Source organism: Amycolatopsis sp. NPDC054798 (assembly GCF_053611505.1).
In genome coordinates this window covers 1-18,140 of sequence record NZ_JBSHAM010000130.1, presented here as the reverse complement: position 1 = coordinate 18,140, position 18,140 = coordinate 1, and the positions used below count along the sequence as shown (strand labels likewise).

Here is an 18,140-nt window from a genome sequence, read left to right as displayed (position 1 = left end):
GTGTCGAGGAGCGGCGCGCCCGGCCCGGGGGGCCGTGCACGCTGCTCCTCGACACGCCGACGCGATCCCGCGTTTCGGTCCGGTCAGAACGAACCTTGGTTTAAGCCAGTTGTATCTGCGGCATGGTGCGGTTCCTGTGTTCGGCATGCGCGAGGCGTGGGCTGCGGGCGAGCGGAAGAAGGTGAACGAGGTGATCCCGGACTAGGTCGTGGATTCGCTCGTGTTCCACGGCAGCGTCGAATTGTGTCGCGAGCAGGTCCAGTCCTATGTGGACAACGGGCTGACCGCGCTGGTGCTCGCGTCCTGATCCCTTCCGGAAACGGCCGGTGCTCCCCTTGGCGGGGCACCGGCCGTTTTTCGTGCCAAAGCCACGTGACCTGCGGTTCTGGCCTGAGGAGGCCCCGCGTGCGGTGTGTCGGTAGGTGTCCGTATTGTTGCGCAGGGTAAGGCAAGGTTACCCTAAGAAAGGCGGTTCCATGGCGGATGCGCCCTCAGCGCCGGCGGCCTCGTCCGGCGTGGCTTCGGCGGAGTGGCTCGCCGGTGGTTCCGGCGGCGCGGACCGGCTGGCCCGGCTGCTCCCGGCGGCGTTGCGCGGGATGGCGGCGGGCACGGCGGAACGCGGCGGCCCGGTTCCGGCCGGCGGCCCGGCCGCGGTGGCGGCGGCACTCGCCCGCACCCAGTCCGCAAGCGGGCTCTCGCGGCACGGAGTGGGCGCCGAACAAGCCTTGGAGGAACTTTCCGCCCTGCTCGCCGCCGGATCCGCCGATCCGGCCGACCCGGCGTGCGCCGCGCATCTGCACTGCCCGCCGCTGGCCGTCTCCGTCGCCGCTGACCTCGTCGCCTCCGCCCTGAACCCGTCCATGGACTCCTGGGACCAGGCCCCGGTCGCGAGCGAGATCGAGCGCGAGTTCACCACCGGCCTCGCCCGGCTCTGCTACCCGGACGCCGCCCGCCCGGACGCCGTCATCACCTCCGGCGGCACCGAATCCAATCTCCTCGGCCTCCTGCTCGCTCGGGAATCCGCTGTTACGCGACCGGTTTGCGGGGCCAATTCGCACCACAGCGTCGCGCGCGCGGCGTGGCTCCTCGGGCTGCCCGCGCCGGTCGTAGTGCCGTGCGCGGACGACCGGATGGTCCCGTCCGCGCTGGCTGAGGCGTTGGCTCCGCTCGGCGCGCAGGCGGTTGTCGTGGCGACCGCTGGCACCACCAACACCGGCCGGATCGACCCGTTGCCGGACATCGCCGAAATCTGCCGCCGGACCGGAGCCCGGCTGCACGTCGACGCGGCGTACGGCGGGCTCGCGCTTCGCAGCGAAAGCCTCCGCTCGCGCGTCGCCGGTCTGGAGCTAGCCGATTCCGTCGCGCTTGACCTGCACAAATTCGGGTGGCAACCGGTTGCCGCCGGCGTCTTCGCCGCGCGCGGGGAGACCGATTTGCAGGCGCTCACCGTCCGCGCCGAGTACCTGAACGCCGACGACGACACCGAAGCCGGGCTGCCCGATCTGCTCGGCCGGTCGCTGCGCACCTCGCGGCGTCCGGACGCGTTCCGGATGGCGGTCACGCTGCGCGCGCTCGGCACGTCCGGGATCGGTGCGCTCGTGGAACGCTGCTGTGCCAACGCTTCCGGCGTGCACGCGATGATCGAAGACCATCCGGCGCTGCGGTCGTGGGGCGTGCCCGAACTGTCCACAGTGGTCTTCCGGCCGCTGGCAGCGGACGAGTTGCCGGGCAGGGCCGGGGACGATCTCGTCGCGCAGGTGCGCCGTACGTTGCTGGAGGACGGGACCGCGGTGATCGGCCGCGGCGCGTTGCCGACCGGTCCCGACGGCGCGGCGCAGTTGTGGCTCAAGCTCACTCTCCTGCACCCGCACACCAAACCCGCCGACTACCGCGCGCTGCTCGACGCGGTGGCCGGGGTCGCGGCCGACCTGCGCGCGACCGTCGCGCGGGAAAGCCCGGTCGCTTCGTGAGGCGCTACGACGTCGCCGGGGTCGGGATCGGGCCGTTCAACCTGTCGCTGGCCGCGCTGGCGGATCCGCTCGATCAGCTGGAGGTCGTGCTGTTCGACGCGCGTCCCGAGTTCCGCTGGCACCCGGGCCTGCTCGTGGACGGCGCGACGCTGCAGGTGCCGTTTCTCGCCGACCTGGTGACGCTCGTCGACCCGACCAACCGCCATTCCTTCCTCAACTACCTGCGCGAACGCGGCCGGTTGCTGCCGTTCTACTTCGCCGAACGGTTCCACCTTCCGCGCGCCGAGTACGACGATTACGGCCGCTGGGCGGCGCACCGGCTGCCGTCGTGCCGGTTCGGGCACGAGGTCACCGGGCTGCGGTGGATCGACAGCGAGGAGGCGTTCGAGCTGATCGTCAGCGGCGCGGAACCTGTGCTGGCCGCGGCGGTCGTGCTCGGGGTCGGCACGCAGCCGAGTGTGCCGGAACCGTTGCAGCCCTTGGTTTCTGCGCCCGACGTCCTCGCTTTGCATTCCGCTGATTACCTCACGCACCGGGCCGAGCTGATCGCGGCGGATTCGGTGACGGTGGTCGGTTCTGGGCAATCGGGCGCGGAAGTGTTCCTCGATCTGCTGCGCACACGATCCACTGTGGACGGTCTGCGCTGGCTTGCGAGGACGCCTGCATTCGCGCCGATGGAGTACTCGAAGCTGGGCCTGGAACAGTTCACCCCGGACTACACAGCGTACTTCCACGGCCTTCCCGAATCAGTCCGCGACAAGCTCCTCCCGGCGCAATGGCAGCTGTACCAAGGAATCGACGCCGAGACCATGGCGGAGATCCACGACGAGCTGTACCGCCGGAGCATCGGCGGCGGCTGGCCGGGCGCGGTGCTGACGCCCGGTGTCGAGGTGGTGTCCGCGACCGTCGACGACCGGATCACGTTGGGGCTGCGGCACGTCCAGCAAGGAACGACCGCGACGCACCGGACGTCCGCCGTCGTCGCTGCCACCGGCTATGCGGAAACGCCGACCGGGCCGCTGCTGGAGGGGCTGGGCGAAGCGGTCCGCCGCGACGCGCAAGGGCGGCTCGTGATCGGTTCCGACTACCGAGTCGAACTCGACGTGCCGGGACCGTTGTTCGTGCAGAACGCGGAACGCCACACGCACGGCCCCGGCTCGCCGGATCTCGGGCTCGGCGCGTGGCGGGCCGCGGCGATTCTCAACGCGGTCTGCGGAAAACCGGTGTACGACCTGCCTGAGCGGACCGCGTTCACCACGTTCGGCCTCGACCAGACGGAGGACCAGTGATCTTGACCGACGACGCTGCTTGGCGGGCCGCGGGCTCGCTCGTCACGCACAAAATGCTCGGCGAGTTGTCCTACGAAGCGATGCTCGTGCCGGAGCCTGGCGAAGCGACGCGGGCCGGGCACCGCAGCTGGCAGCTCGACTTGCCCGGCGACGTTTCGTACCGCTTCGAAGCTCGCCGGGGCGCGTTCGAGTCGTGGACAGTCTTGCCGGGCAGCGCGATCCGGGTCGCTCGCGGTGCGGAAGCTCCGGCCGACGACCCGCGCACGCTGATCGTCGACGCGCGTGAACAGCTCGGTCTCACCGGCCTCCGGCTGGCCGACGTCCTCGCCGAGCTGACCTCGACCGTCGCCAACGAGGCGACCCGCCTGCTCCGCGCACCGACCGCCGCCGCACTGTCCACGATGGACTACAACCTCGCCGACGGCCACCTCACCGGCCACCCCCGGTTGGTGCTCAACAAAGGCCGGGTCGGATTCTCCGCCCGCGACCGCGCTCGGTACGCGCCCGAGTCCGGGGCCGACATCCGGTTGCGCTGGTACGCCGTGCACCGCGACCTCGCGCAGTTCCGCAGCGTGGCCGGGCTCGACGCGGAGAGCTTGCTGCGCGAGGAACTGGACGACCGGACCCGCGCGGAGTTCACCGCTCGCACGGCACAGCTCGGCGCTCTGGCCGACTACCTCTGGGTGCCGGTGCATCCTTGGCAGGCCGACGAAATCATCGGCACCTTGTACGCGGCCGAGCTGGCGACCGGCCGGATGGCCGAACTGGGCGAGAGCAGCGACGTCTACCGTCCACATCAGACGGTCCGGACGCTGGCCAACCGTTCGCGGCCGCACCGTCGCGACGTGAAAACCGCGGTCTCCGTGCGCAATACGCTCGTCTACCGCGGCTTGAACTCCGCGGCGACGCTCGCCGGACCGTCGGTCACCGAATGGCTGCGCCGGATCGACGGGGCCGACCCGCTGCTGTCCGAGAAGTACCGCTTCGAACTGCTCGGCGAGGTCGCGAGCGTTTCGGTGAAGCACCCGCTGTTCGGCTCGCTGGAGGAACTGCCGTACCGGTTCCACGAAACGCTCGGCGCGCTCTGGCGCGAGCCGCTCGTCGCCCGGCTCGCCGACGGGGAGCAGGCGATCTCGTTCGCCGCGCTGCCCTATCGCGATGTCGCCGGGGAAACCGTGCTGACCAGGCTGATCACGCAGTCCGGCGACGGCGCGGAGGCGTGGCTGTCGCGGCTGTTCGACCTGTTGCTCACACCGTTGCTGCACTGGCTGCTCCAGTATGGGGTCGGATTTTGCCCGCACGGCCAGAATCTCGTGCTCGTCGTGGACGCGGACGGCCGTCCGCTCCGCGTCGCGATCAAGGATTTCGCCCAGGGCGTCGACCTGATGGACGAGGAACTTCCTTGCTACGCGGACCTCCCGCCGGACGCCGATGCCGACATGCTGCGCTGGCCCGCACACCTGCTCGCGCAGTCGCTGTTCAGCTCGGTTTTCTCCGGGCAGCTGCGGTTCTGGGCGGAACTGCTGCTGGACGATCTCGGTCTGGCGCGCGGCGACTTCTGGGCGTTGGTGCGCGAGGTGGTCGGCCGCTACCGCACCGAAAACCCCGACGTGGCCGAGCGATTCGACGCTTGTCAGCTGTTCGCGCCAGACGTCGAGCGGGTCACGCTCAACCGCGAGCATCTCGCCGGGCAGGGCTTCGACAAGGTGGAACGCGACGACGAGTTCGACGTCCGCTGGGGCCGCGTGCCGAACCCGCTGCACGCGCCCGATCCGGACGGTGCCTGGTGAGCCCGTTCGACCGTCCGGTCGGGCCGCGGTCGCTGGCTGTGCGCGCTGAAGCGGGCACAGCGGCTGCGGAGGTGCTGCGTCGAGTACTGGCCGAGGACGGTGCTCGGCTGGTGCTTTTGGTGCCCGATCCGCACGCGCGGTTCGCGGCGGTCGAGCTGGCTGCACCGTTCGCCGCCGAGGTTCTGGACAGCGGATACGGCGTGTGCAGCTACATCTTCGCGTGGACGCCGGAGCGTGAGCCGCTGCCGGAAGTCGGCCCGCTGCGGCCGTATCTTGGCGGGTTCGGCGACCTGCGCGTGCGGCTCGACGCGGCGACGGCGTTCCCGCTCGGCGACCAGACCTGGGCGGTGGTCGGGGACGCGGAGTTCCCGTCCGGCGAACCGGCCGGGCTCGCGCCGCGGACAGTGTTGCGGACCCAGCTGGCGCGGTTGGAGGAGCACGGGCTGGTTCCGTCGATCGGGATCGAGCACGAGGTCGTTTTCCGTACGCTGGAAGGGAAACCGCTCACCGGGCACGGCGTGGACTACGCCCTCGGCGGCACCGAACGCCTCGCGCCGCTGCTGGCCGATCTGCGGTCCGCGACGGCTGGTCTCGGCGTGGAATCTGCTCGGGCGGAGTGTCATCCGGGGCAGTACGAGGTCGTCCTACGGCATCGCGACGCGCTAGCGGCCTGCGATGACGCGTTGCTGTTGCAGATGCTGACTCGGCAGGTCGCCGCTCGCCGCGATGCGCAAGCCGACTATCTGGCCGCGCCGGAACCCGGTCAGGGGAATTCGTGCCACGTCCACCTGTCACTGTCCACTTCAGACGGACCGGTCGGGTTTCCGTTCGCGCTGGGCGCTTTTCTGGCCGGAGTGCTGCGGGACGCCCGAGCGTTGTCCGCGGTGTGGGCTCCGACGTGGAACAGCTACGTCCGGCTGCGCACCGCGCCGTTCTCGCCGCGCGAGCTGCGCTGGGGACCGGACGACCGGACGTCGTCGATCCGGTTGTGCGGAACGCCGTCCGCGCCTCGGCTGGAGTTCCGCTTCGCGGGTGCGGACGCCCAGCCGCACCTTGTCGTCGCCGCGCTGATCGCCGCCGGTACAGCTGGTCTCGCCGAACAGCTGTCGCCGCCTGACGCAGGTTCTCTCGGCGGACAGCTGGCGTCGTCGCCGTGGGAGGCGCTGGAGCTGCTGGAGGAGGGACGGGTCGCGGCGTTGCTGGGGGAGGACGTCGTCGCACAGCAGGCCGCCTTGCTGCGGGAGGAACTCGACGCGGTGCTCGGATCGGTCACCGATCTGCACCGCCGACGGGGCTCCTTGCGCTCGTGACGACTTGCGCTGACCGGCGCTGATGCGCAGGCTCGGGCGGTGAGCGAATACGAGTACGACCTCATCGTCATCGGCTCGGGCCCGGGAGGGCAGAAAGCCGCCATCGCGGCGGCGAAACTGGGGAAGAAAGTCGCGGTCGTCGACCGGCAGGACATGGTCGGCGGCGTATGCGTCAACACGGGCACCATCCCGTCGAAGACGCTGCGCGAAGCCGTGCTGTACCTGACCGGGATGAACCAGCGCGAGCTGTACGGCGCCAGCTACCGGGTGAAACAGGACATCACCATCGCGGATTTGATGGCGCGCACGCAGCACGTCATCGGGCGCGAGGTCCAGGTGGTGCGCGCGCAGCTGCTGCGCAACCACGTCGACCTGATCGGCGGCATCGGCTCGTTCGCCGATCCGCACACCGTCCTGGTCGACGGCAAACACCGCGGCGACCGGCGCACGATCACCGGCGATTACGTCGTGATCGCGACCGGCACCCGCCCCGCGCGCCCGGACCACGTCGACTTCGACGCCGCGCGCGTGCTCGACTCGGACGAGCTCCTGGCGATGGAGACGATCCCGTCGTCGCTGGTCGTGGTGGGCGCGGGGGTGATCGGGATCGAGTACGCGTCGATGTTCGCCGCGCTCGGTTCGCGGGTGACTGTGGTCGAGCAGCGTGACCACATGCTCGACTTCTGCGACCCGGAGATCGTGGAATCGCTGAAGTTCCAGCTGCGCGACCTCGGCGTCACGTTCCGGTTCGGGGAGAAGGTCGCGGACGTCGCGGTCTCCGACGAGGCCACCGTGACGACCCTGGTCAGCGGCAAACGGATCCCGGCGGACGCGGTGATGTACTCGGCCGGCCGCCAGGGCATGACCAGCGCGCTGGCGCTGGAGAACGCGGGCCTCAGCGCGGACCGGCGCGGCAGGCTGGAGGTCGACGAGCACTACCGGACCTCGGTCGAGCACGTGTACGCGGTCGGCGACGTGATCGGCTTCCCGGCGCTGGCGGCGACGTCGATGGACCAGGGCCGCCTCGCCGCGTACCACGCGTTCGGCGAACCGGCGAACGACATCGGGGCGTTGCAGCCGATCGGGATCTACACGATCCCGGAGATCTCGTACGTCGGCGCGACCGAGGCGCAGCTGACGTCGTCGTCGGTGCCGTACGAGGTCGGCATCTCGCGCTACCGGGAGCTGGCTCGCGGCCAGATTTCCGGGGACAGCTATGGGATGTTGAAGCTGCTGGTGTCGACGGCGGACCGGAAGTTGCTGGGAGTACACGTGTTCGGCACCGGCGCGACCGACCTCGTGCACATCGGCCAGGCGGTGATGGGCTGTGGCGGGACGGTGGATTACCTGGTGGACGCGGTCTTCAACTATCCGACGCTGTCCGAGGCGTACAAGGTGGCCGCCCTCGACGCGACGAACAAGATCCGCGCCCTGGAGCGGTTCGGCGGCTGAACCGGACCTCGCTCGTTCGAGGGGTGTTCGAACATATGTTTGACAGTGCTTTAGAACGTGTGTTCGACTGTAGGGGTGCGTTGGGAACAGTTGCGAGCGGGGAAGGAGGAGCCGGCACTCCCCGGACTCGGTGCCTTCGGGGAAGTCGTGCGCTCGGTGCGGGCGCCGGAGTTCGGCGGCGTCACCTTTCACGAGGTGCGCGCCCGGTCCGTGCTGAACCGGGTGCCCGAATCGTCCGCGGTGCCGTTCAGGTGGTCGGTCAATCCTTATCGCGGGTGTTCGCACGCGTGCACGTACTGCCTCGAAGGCGATACGCCGGTGCTGATGGCCGACGGCCGTGCGAAGCCGATCGCCGAGCTGCGCGTGGGCGACCGGATCATGGGCACGCGCGGGCACGGCGTCGCACGCAGGCTGGTGCCCACCGAGGTGCTCGCGCACTGGACCACAGTGCGCCCGGCGTACCGCGTCACCCTCGACGACGGAACGCGGATCGTCGCCGGACCGGACCACCGGTTCCTGAGCGCACGCGGCTGGAAGTACGTCACTGGCAGCAAACTCGGCACCGCGCAACGACCGCGTCTGGAACCCGGCACTGAGCTGGTCGGCGGCGGCCGGTTCACGCGCACGCCGGACGACACGCTCGGCTACCGCGCCGGGTACCTCTGCGGAATGCTGCGCTCCGGCGGTTTCGCCGCGGAAGCCGACGCGGCCGCGCGAGCGCTGGCGTACCTGCCGGATTTCGGTTCTTCCGTGGGTTTCATGCGAATCCCGAGAGAACCGGACGCCCACTGGGCACGCGGATTCCTGGCCGGATTGTTCGACCTGGCCGGCGGCTACCGGCGCGGAACCCTCTCCATCGCGCACGACGAGAACGAAGTGGTGGACATGCTGTTCGCCGCACTGGACCGGTTCTCCTTCAGCTACGACACCGTCGGCCACCGCCAGCACCCCGGTCGCAGGCAAGCACGGCTCACCGGCGGCACCGGAGAAGTGCTGCGGTTCCTGCACCTGGTCGACCCGGCGGTCGAATGGAAACGCTCGCTGGACGGCACCGTGATCGGCGGCGTCCGGCGGACGGTCGCGAGCGTCGCGCCGCTGGGGCTGGAGCTGCCGCTGTTCGACATCACCACCGGTACCAGCGATTTCGTCGCCGACGGGATGGTGTCGCACAACTGCTTCGCCCGGAACACCCACACGTACCTGGATTTCGACGCCGGCCGGGACTTCGACACCCAGGTCGTGGTCAAGGTCAACGCCCCGGAAGTGCTGGCCGCGCAACTGAAACGGCCGAGCTGGCAACGAGAACCGGTCGCGATGGGCACGAACACCGACCCGTACCAGCGGGTCGAAGGCCGCTACCGGTTGATGCCCGGGATCATCCGCGCCCTCGCCGGCTCCGGGACGCCGCTGTCGATTCTCACCAAGGGCACCATGCTGAGCCGCGACCTGCCGCTGCTGGAATCGGCGGGAAAGGACGTCCCGGTGCATTTGGCGGTTTCGCTGGCCCTGCTGGACGGCGACCTCCAACGCCGCCTGGAACCAGGCACGCCGACCCCGCGAGCACGCCTGGACCTGATCCGCAAGGCGGCCGCGGCGGGGTTGCCGTGCTCGGTGATGGTCGCGCCGGTGCTGCCGTATTTGACGGATTCGCCCGAGGCACTCGACCCGCTCTTCGCCCAACTGGCCGAAGCCGGGGCGACCAGGGTGACGGTGCTGCCGCTGCACCTGCGACCAGGCGCGCGAGAATGGTTCGCGGAGTGGCTGAAGCGGGAGTATCCCGAGCTGGTGCCGCGCTACCGACGCTTGTACGCGCGAGGAAGCTACGCCGACCGGGGTTATCGGGAACGACTGGCCACGGTGGTGGGCCCGCTGCTGCGGCGGTATGGGTTGGATCCTCGGGCGCATTCGGAGACGCGGACGGAGCCGGACGCGCCGGAGGAGACGGCGGTTCCGGAACAACGAGCGGGGGAGGCGGAACAGTTGCGGCTGCTGTGACGGTTGTGTGTGGACGGCGTTCTCGACGAGACGACGCTCGCCGGGGTCGCGCGGTGGCCGCCCGGCTCGGCGGGCCATGTTTTGGCGAACCACGTTGAGGTGCGTCGCCGCACGCTGAGCCGGGAGCCGGGCCGTCGCTGCCTAGGCGACGGAGAGTTGCCCGCGTCCGTGCGCGGGCCAGACGGCAATCCGGTGACGTGGACGAACTCTTGCCCGCGGAGCGAACTGGAGCGCGCACGGCGATCCAGGAGAACGACGCGTCCGACGGCGGACCTTCCTTCGCGCGGACGGGCGGGCCCGGGGGCCGCCCGTCCGCGGATCTCGGCAAGCCGCGCGGCACCCGCCGACCCGCACCCACCACACCCCGGCTCCAGCCCGCCCACTTCCACGACCTCGAACCGCCCGCCAACCTCGTCGCGTCCCGAACCGTCCCACCCGGCCCCGGCCCGTCCACTCCCACGACCCCGAGCCACCCGCCAGGCCCCCACGCCCCGAACCGCCCCCGGCCAGCCCGACCTAAACCTGCCCGCACCCCTCAACACCGAGTTCGTTAGCCTCTGTATCCGGCGAAATGCGTGCTCGGCGAACAACCGACCACCAGCCGCACCGAACCTCGTGGACCTAGGGAGAGCAGTCGCAGTGCTCCGCACTCATCAAGCCGGCACTCTGCGTGCCGGACAGGCCGGTCAGACCGTCACCCTCACCGGCTGGGTGGCGCGGCGGCGCGATCACGGCGGAGTCATCTTCATCGATCTCCGGGACGCCAGCGGCGTCGCGCAGGTCGTGTTCCGCGAGGGCGAGATGGCCGAGCGCGCGCACGCGCTGCGGTCGGAGTTCTGCGTGAAGGTCGTCGGCGAGGTGTCGAAGCGGCCCGAGGGCAACGCGAACCCCGACATCGCCACCGGCGAGATCGAAGTGCTGGCGACCGAACTGGAAGTGCTGTCCGAGGCCGCTCCGCTGCCGTTCCCGATCGACGACCGGGTCGACGTCGGCGAGGAGGTGCGGCTCAAGTACCGCTACCTCGACCTGCGCCGCAGCGGGCCGGCGTCGGCGATCCGGCTGCGCAGCGAGGTCAGCCGCGTCGCGCGCGAGGTGCTGCACGCGCAGGACTTCGTCGAGATCGAGACGCCGACGATGACCCGCTCCACTCCGGAAGGCGCCCGCGACTTCCTCGTGCCCGCGCGGCTCAAGCCCGGCTCCTGGTACGCGCTCCCGCAGTCGCCGCAGCTGTTCAAGCAGCTGCTCATGGTCGGCGGCATGGAACGCTACTTCCAGATCGCCCGCTGCTACCGCGACGAGGACTTCCGCGCCGACCGCCAGCCGGAGTTCACCCAGCTCGACATCGAGATGAGCTTCGTCGAGCAGGACGACGTCATCGCGGTCGGCGAAGCGATCGTGAAGGCGCTCTGGAAGCTGATCGGCCACGAGATCGCCGCCCCGATCCCGCGCATCACCTACCGCGAGTCGATGGCGAAGTACGGCTCCGACAAGCCGGACCTGCGCTTCGACCTCGAGATCACCGAACTCACCGACTTCTTCTCCGACACCCCGTTCCGGGTCTTCCAGGCCCCGTACGTCGGCGCGGTCGTCATGGCGGGCGGGGCCTCGCAGCCGCGCCGTCAGCTTGACGCCTGGCAGGAGTGGGCGAAGCAGCGCGGCGCGAAGGGCCTGGCGTACGTCCTGGTCAACGAGGACGGCACGCTCGGCGGCCCGGTCGCCAAGAACCTGTCCGAGACCGAGCGCGCGAACGTCGCGGAAGCCGCTGGCGCGAAGCCCGGCGACTGCATCTTCTTCGCCGCGGGCAAGGTGTCCGCCGCGCAGCCGCTGCTCGGCGCCGCGCGCGACGAGATCGGCCGCCGGCTCGGGCTGATCGACGAGGACGCCTGGTCGTTCGTGTGGGTCGTGGACGCGCCGCTGTTCGCGCCGGTCGAGGACATCGGCGACGACGTCGCGGTCGGCTCCGGCAAGTGGACCGCCGTGCACCACGCGTTCACCTCGCCGACGCCGGAGTGGATCGACAAGTTCGAGCAGGACCCGGGCAACGCGCTCGCCTACGCCTACGACCTCGTCTGCAACGGCAACGAGATCGGCGGCGGCTCGATCCGTATCCACCGCGAGGACGTCCAGAAGCGCGTGTTCGCGCTGATGGGTCTCGGCGAGGAGGAAGCGCAGGAGAAGTTCGGCTTCCTGCTCGAAGCGTTCCAGTTCGGCGCGCCCCCGCACGGCGGCATCGCGTTCGGCTGGGACCGCATCGTGATGCTGCTGGCCAAGGCCGATTCGCTGCGCGACGTGATCGCGTTCCCGAAGACCGGCGGCGGCTACGACCCGCTCACCGCCGCGCCCGCGCCGATCACCGCGCAGCAGCGCAAGGAAGCCGGGATCGACGCGAAACCGGCTGTCCCGCAGAACAAACCGGCTGCCGCCCAGGAGAAGTAGTGGCCGCGCGCAGCGTGTCCGTCGAGGGCGGCTGTCGGGGCGGGGTGGGCTGAGTGCTGCATCTCAGGGCGATTTGCCCGGCGGAGCGCACTGACGAGACGCTGGAGGTGCTGCGCACCCACCCGGGCGCGGCGCATCTGATCGTGCACCGCGGGGCGTCCGTCTCGCCTGAGGGCGACCTCATCGAGGCGGACGTCGCGCGGGAAGCGGCCGACGAGATCGTCGACGCACTGTGCACGCTCGGTCTCGACCGCAGCGGCGGCATCACCATGGAATCGCTGGACACAGCGCTGTCCGATGCCGCCGACGCGGCCGAGGAAGCCGCTCCTGGCGAGGGCGCGGACGCGGTCGTGTGGCAGGAACTGCTCGGCCGCACTGGCGAGGAATCGCGGTGGAACGCCACGTTCCAGGCGTTTCTCGCCTTCGCGTGCCTGCTGGCCGCGGTCGGCGTGCTCACCGACTCGTCGGTCACGATCGTCGGCGCGATGGTGGTCGGCCCGGAGTTCGGTCCGCTCGCCGCGATCGCGGTCGGCGTGGTGCTGCGCCGCTGGGACCTCGTGCGCCGGGCCGGGGTCGCGCTGGCGGGCGGATTCCCGGTGGCGATGGCGATCACGCTGCTCGGCGTGCTGCTCGGCAGCTCGGCCGACCTTTTCGATCCGCACGTGATCGTCAACAACCACCAGGTGGATTTCGTATACCAGGTCGGGCCCGCGTCGTTCGTGGTGGCATTGCTCGCCGGGGCGGCCGGAATGCTCGCGATGACGTCGGCGAAATCGGCCGCGCTCGTCGGCGTGTTCATTTCGGTGACGACGGTTCCCGCGGCCGGCTACGCGATGGTGGCGGCGGTCGCCGGACGGTGGGACCGGGCCGGTTTTTCGGTGCTGCAGCTGCTGGTCAACCTCTTCGGAATCGTTCTTGCTGCGGCCATTGTGCTGATACTTCGCCGGCGCAAGCAACGTTCCGCCGCGTTGTCGCGTCCGCTTTCCCGTGGGTGATTCCGGGCGCGTCCCGGCGCCCGGAACGTTGTGGTCATGGTTGCTCAGTCACGAGTAGGGTCGGTGACAATGACAGTCGACACCTCTTCCGCCGGCGACGCCGGAGTCCGGGCGGAAGCCGGGGAACTCGCAGTCGCCGCGGCCGTCGCGGCGGGCGAGGCGGTGCTCACGCGCCGGTTCGGGAGCGCGATCACGCTGGTCTCGCCCGAACACCTCTCCGGAAGCGGACCGGCGACGGTCGTCCGGGCGAGGGTCGTGTCCTCCTCGTTCGCGCTTCCGCGCACCCTGGTGGTCAAGCACTACCCGGATCCGCCGGAACCCGGCCGGGTCGATCCGTTCGCCCAGGAAGCCGTCAGCTACCAGCTGTTCACCGCACTGGCTCCGGACGAGCGAATGTGCCCGGAACTCCTCGCCCACGACGGCGGCGACCGCGTGCTGGTGATCGAAGACCTGGGCCGCGCGCCCACCCTGCACGACAAGCTGACCGCCCGCGACTCCCGGGCAGCCGAACGCGCCCTGCTGTCCTGGGCCCGCTCGCTGGGCCGCCTGCACGCGAGCACCGCGAGCCGCGAAGCCGATTTCAACGCCCTGCTGCGCCGCCTGGGCGGCCCCGTGCGAACCGACAGCGACGGCCTAGCCGGTCTAGCCGATGACGTCGAAGAACTCCTCTCCGAACTGCTCGACGTGCCCGTCCCCGAAGCAGTGCGCGAACGCATCGCCGAGGCCGTCGCCCAAGCGCGCTCAGCAGCCTTCCGAGCCTTCAGCCCGGTCGAACTGACCCCGGAAAACAACCTGGTCACCGGCTCGGGCGTCCGCTTCCTGGACTTCGAACGCGGCCGCGTCCGCACCGCTCTGGTAGACGCCTCCTGCCTGCGGCTGCCGTTCGTTTCGGACCCGCGCGCGATGGCACTCCCCGCAGGCATGAGCGAGGCGATGATCGCCGCCTGGCGAGCCGAAATCGTTGACGTATGGCCCGCCTTCGCCGACGACATCGAACTGGCGAAGCAACTCACCATCAGCGAAATGCTGCAAGTCTGGCAAATCACCCGAGACCTGCTCCCGAGCCTGAACCTGCGCAGGCACGCCACCCCCGTCAGCCGCGAGGCCGCCCTGGTCACGTGGTGGCGCGAACTGGCAAGGCACGCCGGCTACTCACGCCTGACCGAGGTAGCCGAACACTCCACCCGAGTCGCCGCCGCACTTGCCGCCCGCCTGGGCCCGCACGCCGACCTGGCCTTCTACCCCGCCTTCCGCTGACCGGTGGCGAGGCCTCTCACGGCCCCTAGGTGCCGTGAGGGCCACCTTCACGCCCTCTGATTCCTTCCGGGTTCCCCTCACGTCCCTCGCTGGTCCGTGAGGGGCCCCTTCACGGACACAGATTCCCTCAAGGAGCCCTTCACGGACCGCCCCCCGGTTGTCCGCACGCACCGAATGTGGCATTGGGGCGCTAGCCCCACTCCCTAAACCTCCGCCACCACGCCCAAAGAAACCCAGGCAACCACCCCCGAACCGTCAGCACACTGGGCTTCGGGGTGCCCCCAACTCACCCGGGCGCAATGTCGCCGCCAGGCGACGAGCAGACAGACCACCCCAAACCAGACCCTCGGTACCGGAAGTTCCCACCTCCGTCCATACCGCGTTACCTCCCCATCACCAGCGGTGAGCCTCAATACCGGATGGTCTTGGACGTGACCGTGATCAGCGTCGGAGTCACCCCAGCCCCGGAACCCGCCCAGCTCCCAACCCCACCGACCCCCCGCCCAACCCCCCGCCAAGCAACCCGCCTGGCAGTCCTAGGCGACTCCACCGCAGTAGGACTAGGCGACCCCCTCCCCAACCGAGGCGGATGGCGCGGCGTAGGCCCCTTGGTCGCGGAAGCACTGGGCATCACCGAAGACGGCTACCTGAACCCCTCCTTCACCGGTGCCCGCATGTCCTGCGTACGCACCGAACAGCTCCCTCAAGCCCTCGCTCACCGCCCAGACGTCGCCCTGGTCGTGGTCGGCATGAACGACACCCTCCGCCCGGACTTCGACCCGGACCGCGTCGCCGCCGACCTCACCGCCGTCGTCCGCGAGCTGACCGCGGTCGGAACCACCGTCCTGCCAGTGCGTTTCCACGACCACAGCAAGGTTTTCCGCCTCCCGCCGTCGCTGAAGCGGGCCCTGAGCGCCCGCGTCGCCGAACTGAACGAGGCAATCGACCGCGTAGTGGAAACCGAAGGCATCGCCTGCCTGAACCTGGACACTCTGCCCGGCGCCTACGACCTCACCGTGTGGAGCGTCGACCGCCTGCACCCCTCCGAACTGGGCCATCGCCTGCTCGCGCAAGGCTTCACAAACCTCGTCGCCGCAGCCGGTTTCGCGGTGCCAGAGCCGGTGAGCCTCACGTGCTCCGGCGGAGTCGAGCCAAGCGCAGCCGCGCACTTCGGCTGGCTGGTCGCGAAGGGCGTGCCGTGGCTGTGGCGTCGCGGCCGCGAATTCCTGCCTTACGCCGCGGTCATCATGTGGCGCTCGTTTCGCGAGCGCGTGGGCTGAACACCCGCAACGCCTCCGCATCCGACGCCGGGTTCCGCACGTAATCGTTGTTCCAGCCGTCAATTCCGGGATACTCCGACGTCTGCGCCAACTCCCGGCAAACGGCCTCCACGTCGTAGGCGGTACGCCGCAATTCGACCCCGGGACCGAGCCGTGCCCAGTGCGCACCCGTTGTGCCGTAAGGCATTCCGACGCTGCCCGGGTTCACGATCCGGCACCGGTCGGCCAGCCGGAGAAACGGCATGTGGGTATGCCCGCACACCACCGTTTCCGCGGTGACGCCGTCCAGGACTTCGGCCCACCGAGACAACGGGCTGTCCACGAGCGCGACCTCTTCGTCATCACGCGGAGTCGCATGGCAGAACAGCACTTCGCCGAGCCCGTCGATCTCCAGCGTCACCGTCAACGGCAACCCGTCGAGCAGCGCCACCTGAGCCGGTCGCAGCTGCTCGGCCGCCCACGGAGCGATCGGGTCGGGGATCTTCGTCGTGCCGCCGCGCGCGAGCGTGACGAGTTCGCGATCCGCGTTTCCGCGCACCCACACCGCGTGCTCGCCGAGCGAAACCAGCCGGTCGAGCGTCTGCCGGGGCAGCGGCCCGGCCGCGAGGTCGCCGCACAGGACGACGAGATCGGCAGCCTGGACGTCGGGTTCGGCGAGGACCGCGTCGAGCGCGGGCAGCACGCCGTGGATGTCGGACAACACCGCGACCGAGGAGACCATCGCCCCAGTCTGCCCCTCCGGCGGTGCTGCGGGGCCGGGCGAGCGGGATTGTCGGGGTGGTCGGATACCGTCGTCGGTGTGGCACAGGACGAACTCTTCACGGTGAACCCCGACGTGGGGCCGCCGCCGGAACCCTCCGGAGCGAACCAGGCCGAACCGCAGGCCGACCCGGCGACGTCGCCGCTCGCGGTCCGGATGCGGCCGCGCACGCTCGACGAGGTGGTCGGCCAGCAGCACCTGCTGCGGGAAGGGGCTCCGCTGCGCCGGCTGGTCGAGGGGGCCGCCCCGGCGTCCGTGCTGCTCTACGGCCCGCCCGGCACCGGCAAGACGACGCTGGCGAACCTGGTGTCGATCGCCACCGGACGCCGGTTCGTCGCGATGTCCGCGCTGTCGGCGGGCGTCAAGGAGGTGCGCGGCGTCATCGAGGAGGCTCGGCGGCGCCGGCAGTACAACACCGAGAACACCGTCCTGTTCATCGACGAGGTGCACCGGTTCTCCAAGACCCAGCAGGACGCGCTGCTCGGCGCGGTCGAGGACCGCACGGTGCTGCTCGTGGCGGCGACCACGGAGAACCCGTCGTTCTCGGTGGTGTCACCGCTGCTGTCGCGGTCTCTGGTGCTGCAACTGCGCCCGCTCACCGACGACGACATCGTCGCCGTGCTGGAGCGCGCGTTGACCGATGAGCGCGGCCTCGGCGGCGAACTCACCCTGACTGACGACGCGCAGGCGCACCTCGTCCGGCTTGCCGGAGGTGACGCGCGCCGCGCGCTCACCGCGCTGGAGGCGGCCGCGGACGCTGCGTCCGCCACGGAGAACAAGACGATCGATCTCGCCGTGGTCGAGTCCACAGTGGACAAAGCGGCGGTGCGGTACGACCGCGACGGCGATCAGCACTACGACGTGATCAGCGCGTTCATCAAGTCGATCCGCGGGTCGGACGTCGACGCGGCGTTGCACTATCTGGCGCGGATGATCGAGGCGGGGGAGGACCCGAGGTTCCTCGCGCGGCGGTTGGTGGTGCACGCGAGCGAGGACGTCGGGCTCGCGGATCCGACCGCGTTGCAGGCGGCGGTGGCGGCGGCCCACGCGGTGCAGTTCATCGGGATGCCGGAGGGGCGGCTCGCGTTGGCGCAGGCGACGATCCATCTGGCGACCGCGCCTAAGTCGAATGCTGTGGTCACGGCGATTGACAGTGCGTTGAGCGACGTTCGCAAGGGGGCGATCGGGACTGTGCCGCCGCATTTGCGGGACGGGCACTACGCGGGGGCGAAGCAGTTGGGCAATGCGCAGGGGTATCGGTATCCGCACAACGTGCCGGAGGGGGTGCTGGCTCAGCAGTATCCGCCGGACGAGCTGGTTGGGCGGGATTATTACGAGCCTACGCAGCGTGGTGGGGAGCGGACGCTGGCGGAGCGGGTGCCGCGGTTGCGGCGGACTATTCGGGGGGAGCGGCAGGGGTGAGTGTCCTGGCGGCTGAGTGAAGTTCGGTACGCAAGCCCTGCTGCCCCGTCGGCTCGTCGCCTGGCGGCGACATTGCGCCGGGCTCTCGTGGGGCACCCCGAAGCCGATTGTGATGACGGGAGGAGGGTGCTTGTCAAGGCGGGAAAGATGCCTTGACAAGCACCCTCCTCCCGCATTTTTGGCT

Annotated in this window: 13 protein-coding genes; 12 read left to right on the top strand and 1 reads right to left on the bottom strand. The window is 70.0% G+C overall.

All coding sequences use genetic code 11. The features are described 5' to 3' along the window. From ACWGIC_RS40945 to ACWGIC_RS40895, 11 genes are all read left to right on the top strand, one after another. The coding region (locus ACWGIC_RS40945) for a hypothetical protein (protein WP_452081337.1) at window positions 1–205 on the top strand (205 nt) is incomplete at its 5' end. Between the two features lie 271 nt (window positions 206–476). Further along, on the top strand, window positions 477–1,970 hold the full coding sequence (locus ACWGIC_RS40940; protein WP_452081336.1) for a pyridoxal phosphate-dependent decarboxylase family protein: 1,494 nt from the start codon (window positions 477–479) through the stop codon (window positions 1,968–1,970). Beyond that, the gene (locus tag ACWGIC_RS40935; RefSeq protein ID WP_452081335.1) at window positions 1,967–3,259 is read left to right on the top strand and encodes a lysine N(6)-hydroxylase/L-ornithine N(5)-oxygenase family protein; all 1,293 of its coding nucleotides are present in this window, start codon (window positions 1,967–1,969) and stop codon (window positions 3,257–3,259) included. Before ACWGIC_RS40940 ends, ACWGIC_RS40935 begins: the two co-directional genes overlap by 4 nt. Next, complete coding sequence (locus tag ACWGIC_RS40930) at window positions 3,256–5,049, top strand: IucA/IucC family protein (protein ID WP_452081334.1); 1,794 nt, start codon at window positions 3,256–3,258, stop codon at window positions 5,047–5,049. The genes ACWGIC_RS40935 and ACWGIC_RS40930 overlap by 4 nt, the downstream gene beginning before the upstream one ends. Continuing rightward, on the top strand, window positions 5,046–6,359 hold the full coding sequence (locus tag ACWGIC_RS40925; protein ID WP_452081333.1) for a glutamine synthetase: 1,314 nt from the start codon (window positions 5,046–5,048) through the stop codon (window positions 6,357–6,359). Before ACWGIC_RS40930 ends, ACWGIC_RS40925 begins: the two co-directional genes overlap by 4 nt. Before the next feature lie 39 nt (window positions 6,360–6,398). Beyond that, on the top strand, window positions 6,399–7,811 hold the full coding sequence (sthA, locus tag ACWGIC_RS40920; RefSeq protein ID WP_452081332.1) for a Si-specific NAD(P)(+) transhydrogenase: 1,413 nt from the start codon (window positions 6,399–6,401) through the stop codon (window positions 7,809–7,811). A gap of 57 nt (window positions 7,812–7,868) precedes the next feature. Continuing rightward, window positions 7,869–9,806, top strand: a complete 1,938-nt coding sequence (locus ACWGIC_RS40915; RefSeq protein ID WP_452081331.1) for an intein-containing Rv2578c family radical SAM protein — start codon at window positions 7,869–7,871, stop codon at window positions 9,804–9,806. A 639-nt stretch (window positions 9,807–10,445) separates the two neighbouring features. Further along, window positions 10,446–12,242 carry an aspartate--tRNA ligase gene (gene aspS / locus ACWGIC_RS40910; RefSeq protein WP_452081330.1) on the top strand — a complete coding sequence of 599 codons (1,797 nt, stop codon included), beginning with the start codon at window positions 10,446–10,448 and terminating at the stop codon, window positions 12,240–12,242. Between the two features lie 53 nt (window positions 12,243–12,295). Then, a complete protein-coding gene (locus ACWGIC_RS40905) occupies window positions 12,296–13,237 on the top strand; it encodes a DUF389 domain-containing protein (protein ID WP_452081329.1) in 942 nt (313 codons plus the stop codon). A 69-nt stretch (window positions 13,238–13,306) separates the two neighbouring features. Then, on the top strand, window positions 13,307–14,494 hold the full coding sequence (locus ACWGIC_RS40900; protein ID WP_452081328.1) for a phosphotransferase: 1,188 nt from the start codon (window positions 13,307–13,309) through the stop codon (window positions 14,492–14,494). 419 nt (window positions 14,495–14,913) lie between these two features. Next, complete coding sequence (locus ACWGIC_RS40895) at window positions 14,914–15,774, top strand: SGNH/GDSL hydrolase family protein (protein ID WP_452081327.1); 861 nt, start codon at window positions 14,914–14,916, stop codon at window positions 15,772–15,774. Here the strand turns inward: ACWGIC_RS40895 and ACWGIC_RS40890 are convergent. Continuing rightward, complete coding sequence (locus ACWGIC_RS40890) at window positions 15,740–16,495, bottom strand: metallophosphoesterase family protein (protein WP_452081326.1); 756 nt, start codon at window positions 16,493–16,495, stop codon at window positions 15,740–15,742. The two genes, ACWGIC_RS40895 and ACWGIC_RS40890, sit on opposite strands and share 35 nt — an antisense overlap. A 78-nt stretch (window positions 16,496–16,573) precedes the next feature. Between ACWGIC_RS40890 and ACWGIC_RS40885 the strand changes: the two genes are divergently transcribed. After that, window positions 16,574–17,956 (top strand): replication-associated recombination protein A, encoded by a 1,383-nt coding sequence (locus tag ACWGIC_RS40885; RefSeq protein ID WP_452081325.1) that lies wholly within the window; start codon window positions 16,574–16,576, stop codon window positions 17,954–17,956. Window positions 17,957–18,140 lie beyond the last annotated feature (184 nt).

Excerpts from the sequence above, each read along its gene's own strand:
- ACWGIC_RS40940 (WP_452081336.1), top strand. The coding sequence starts at position 477 with ATGGCGGATGCGCCCTCAGCGCCGGCGGCCTCGTCCGGCGTGGCTTCG.
- ACWGIC_RS40900 (WP_452081328.1), top strand. The coding sequence starts at position 13,307 with ATGACAGTCGACACCTCTTCCGCCGGCGACGCCGGAGTCCGGGCGGAA.
- ACWGIC_RS40895 (WP_452081327.1), top strand. The coding sequence starts at position 14,914 with ATGGTCTTGGACGTGACCGTGATCAGCGTCGGAGTCACCCCAGCCCCG.
- ACWGIC_RS40890 (WP_452081326.1), bottom strand. The coding sequence starts at position 16,495 with ATGGTCTCCTCGGTCGCGGTGTTGTCCGACATCCACGGCGTGCTGCCC.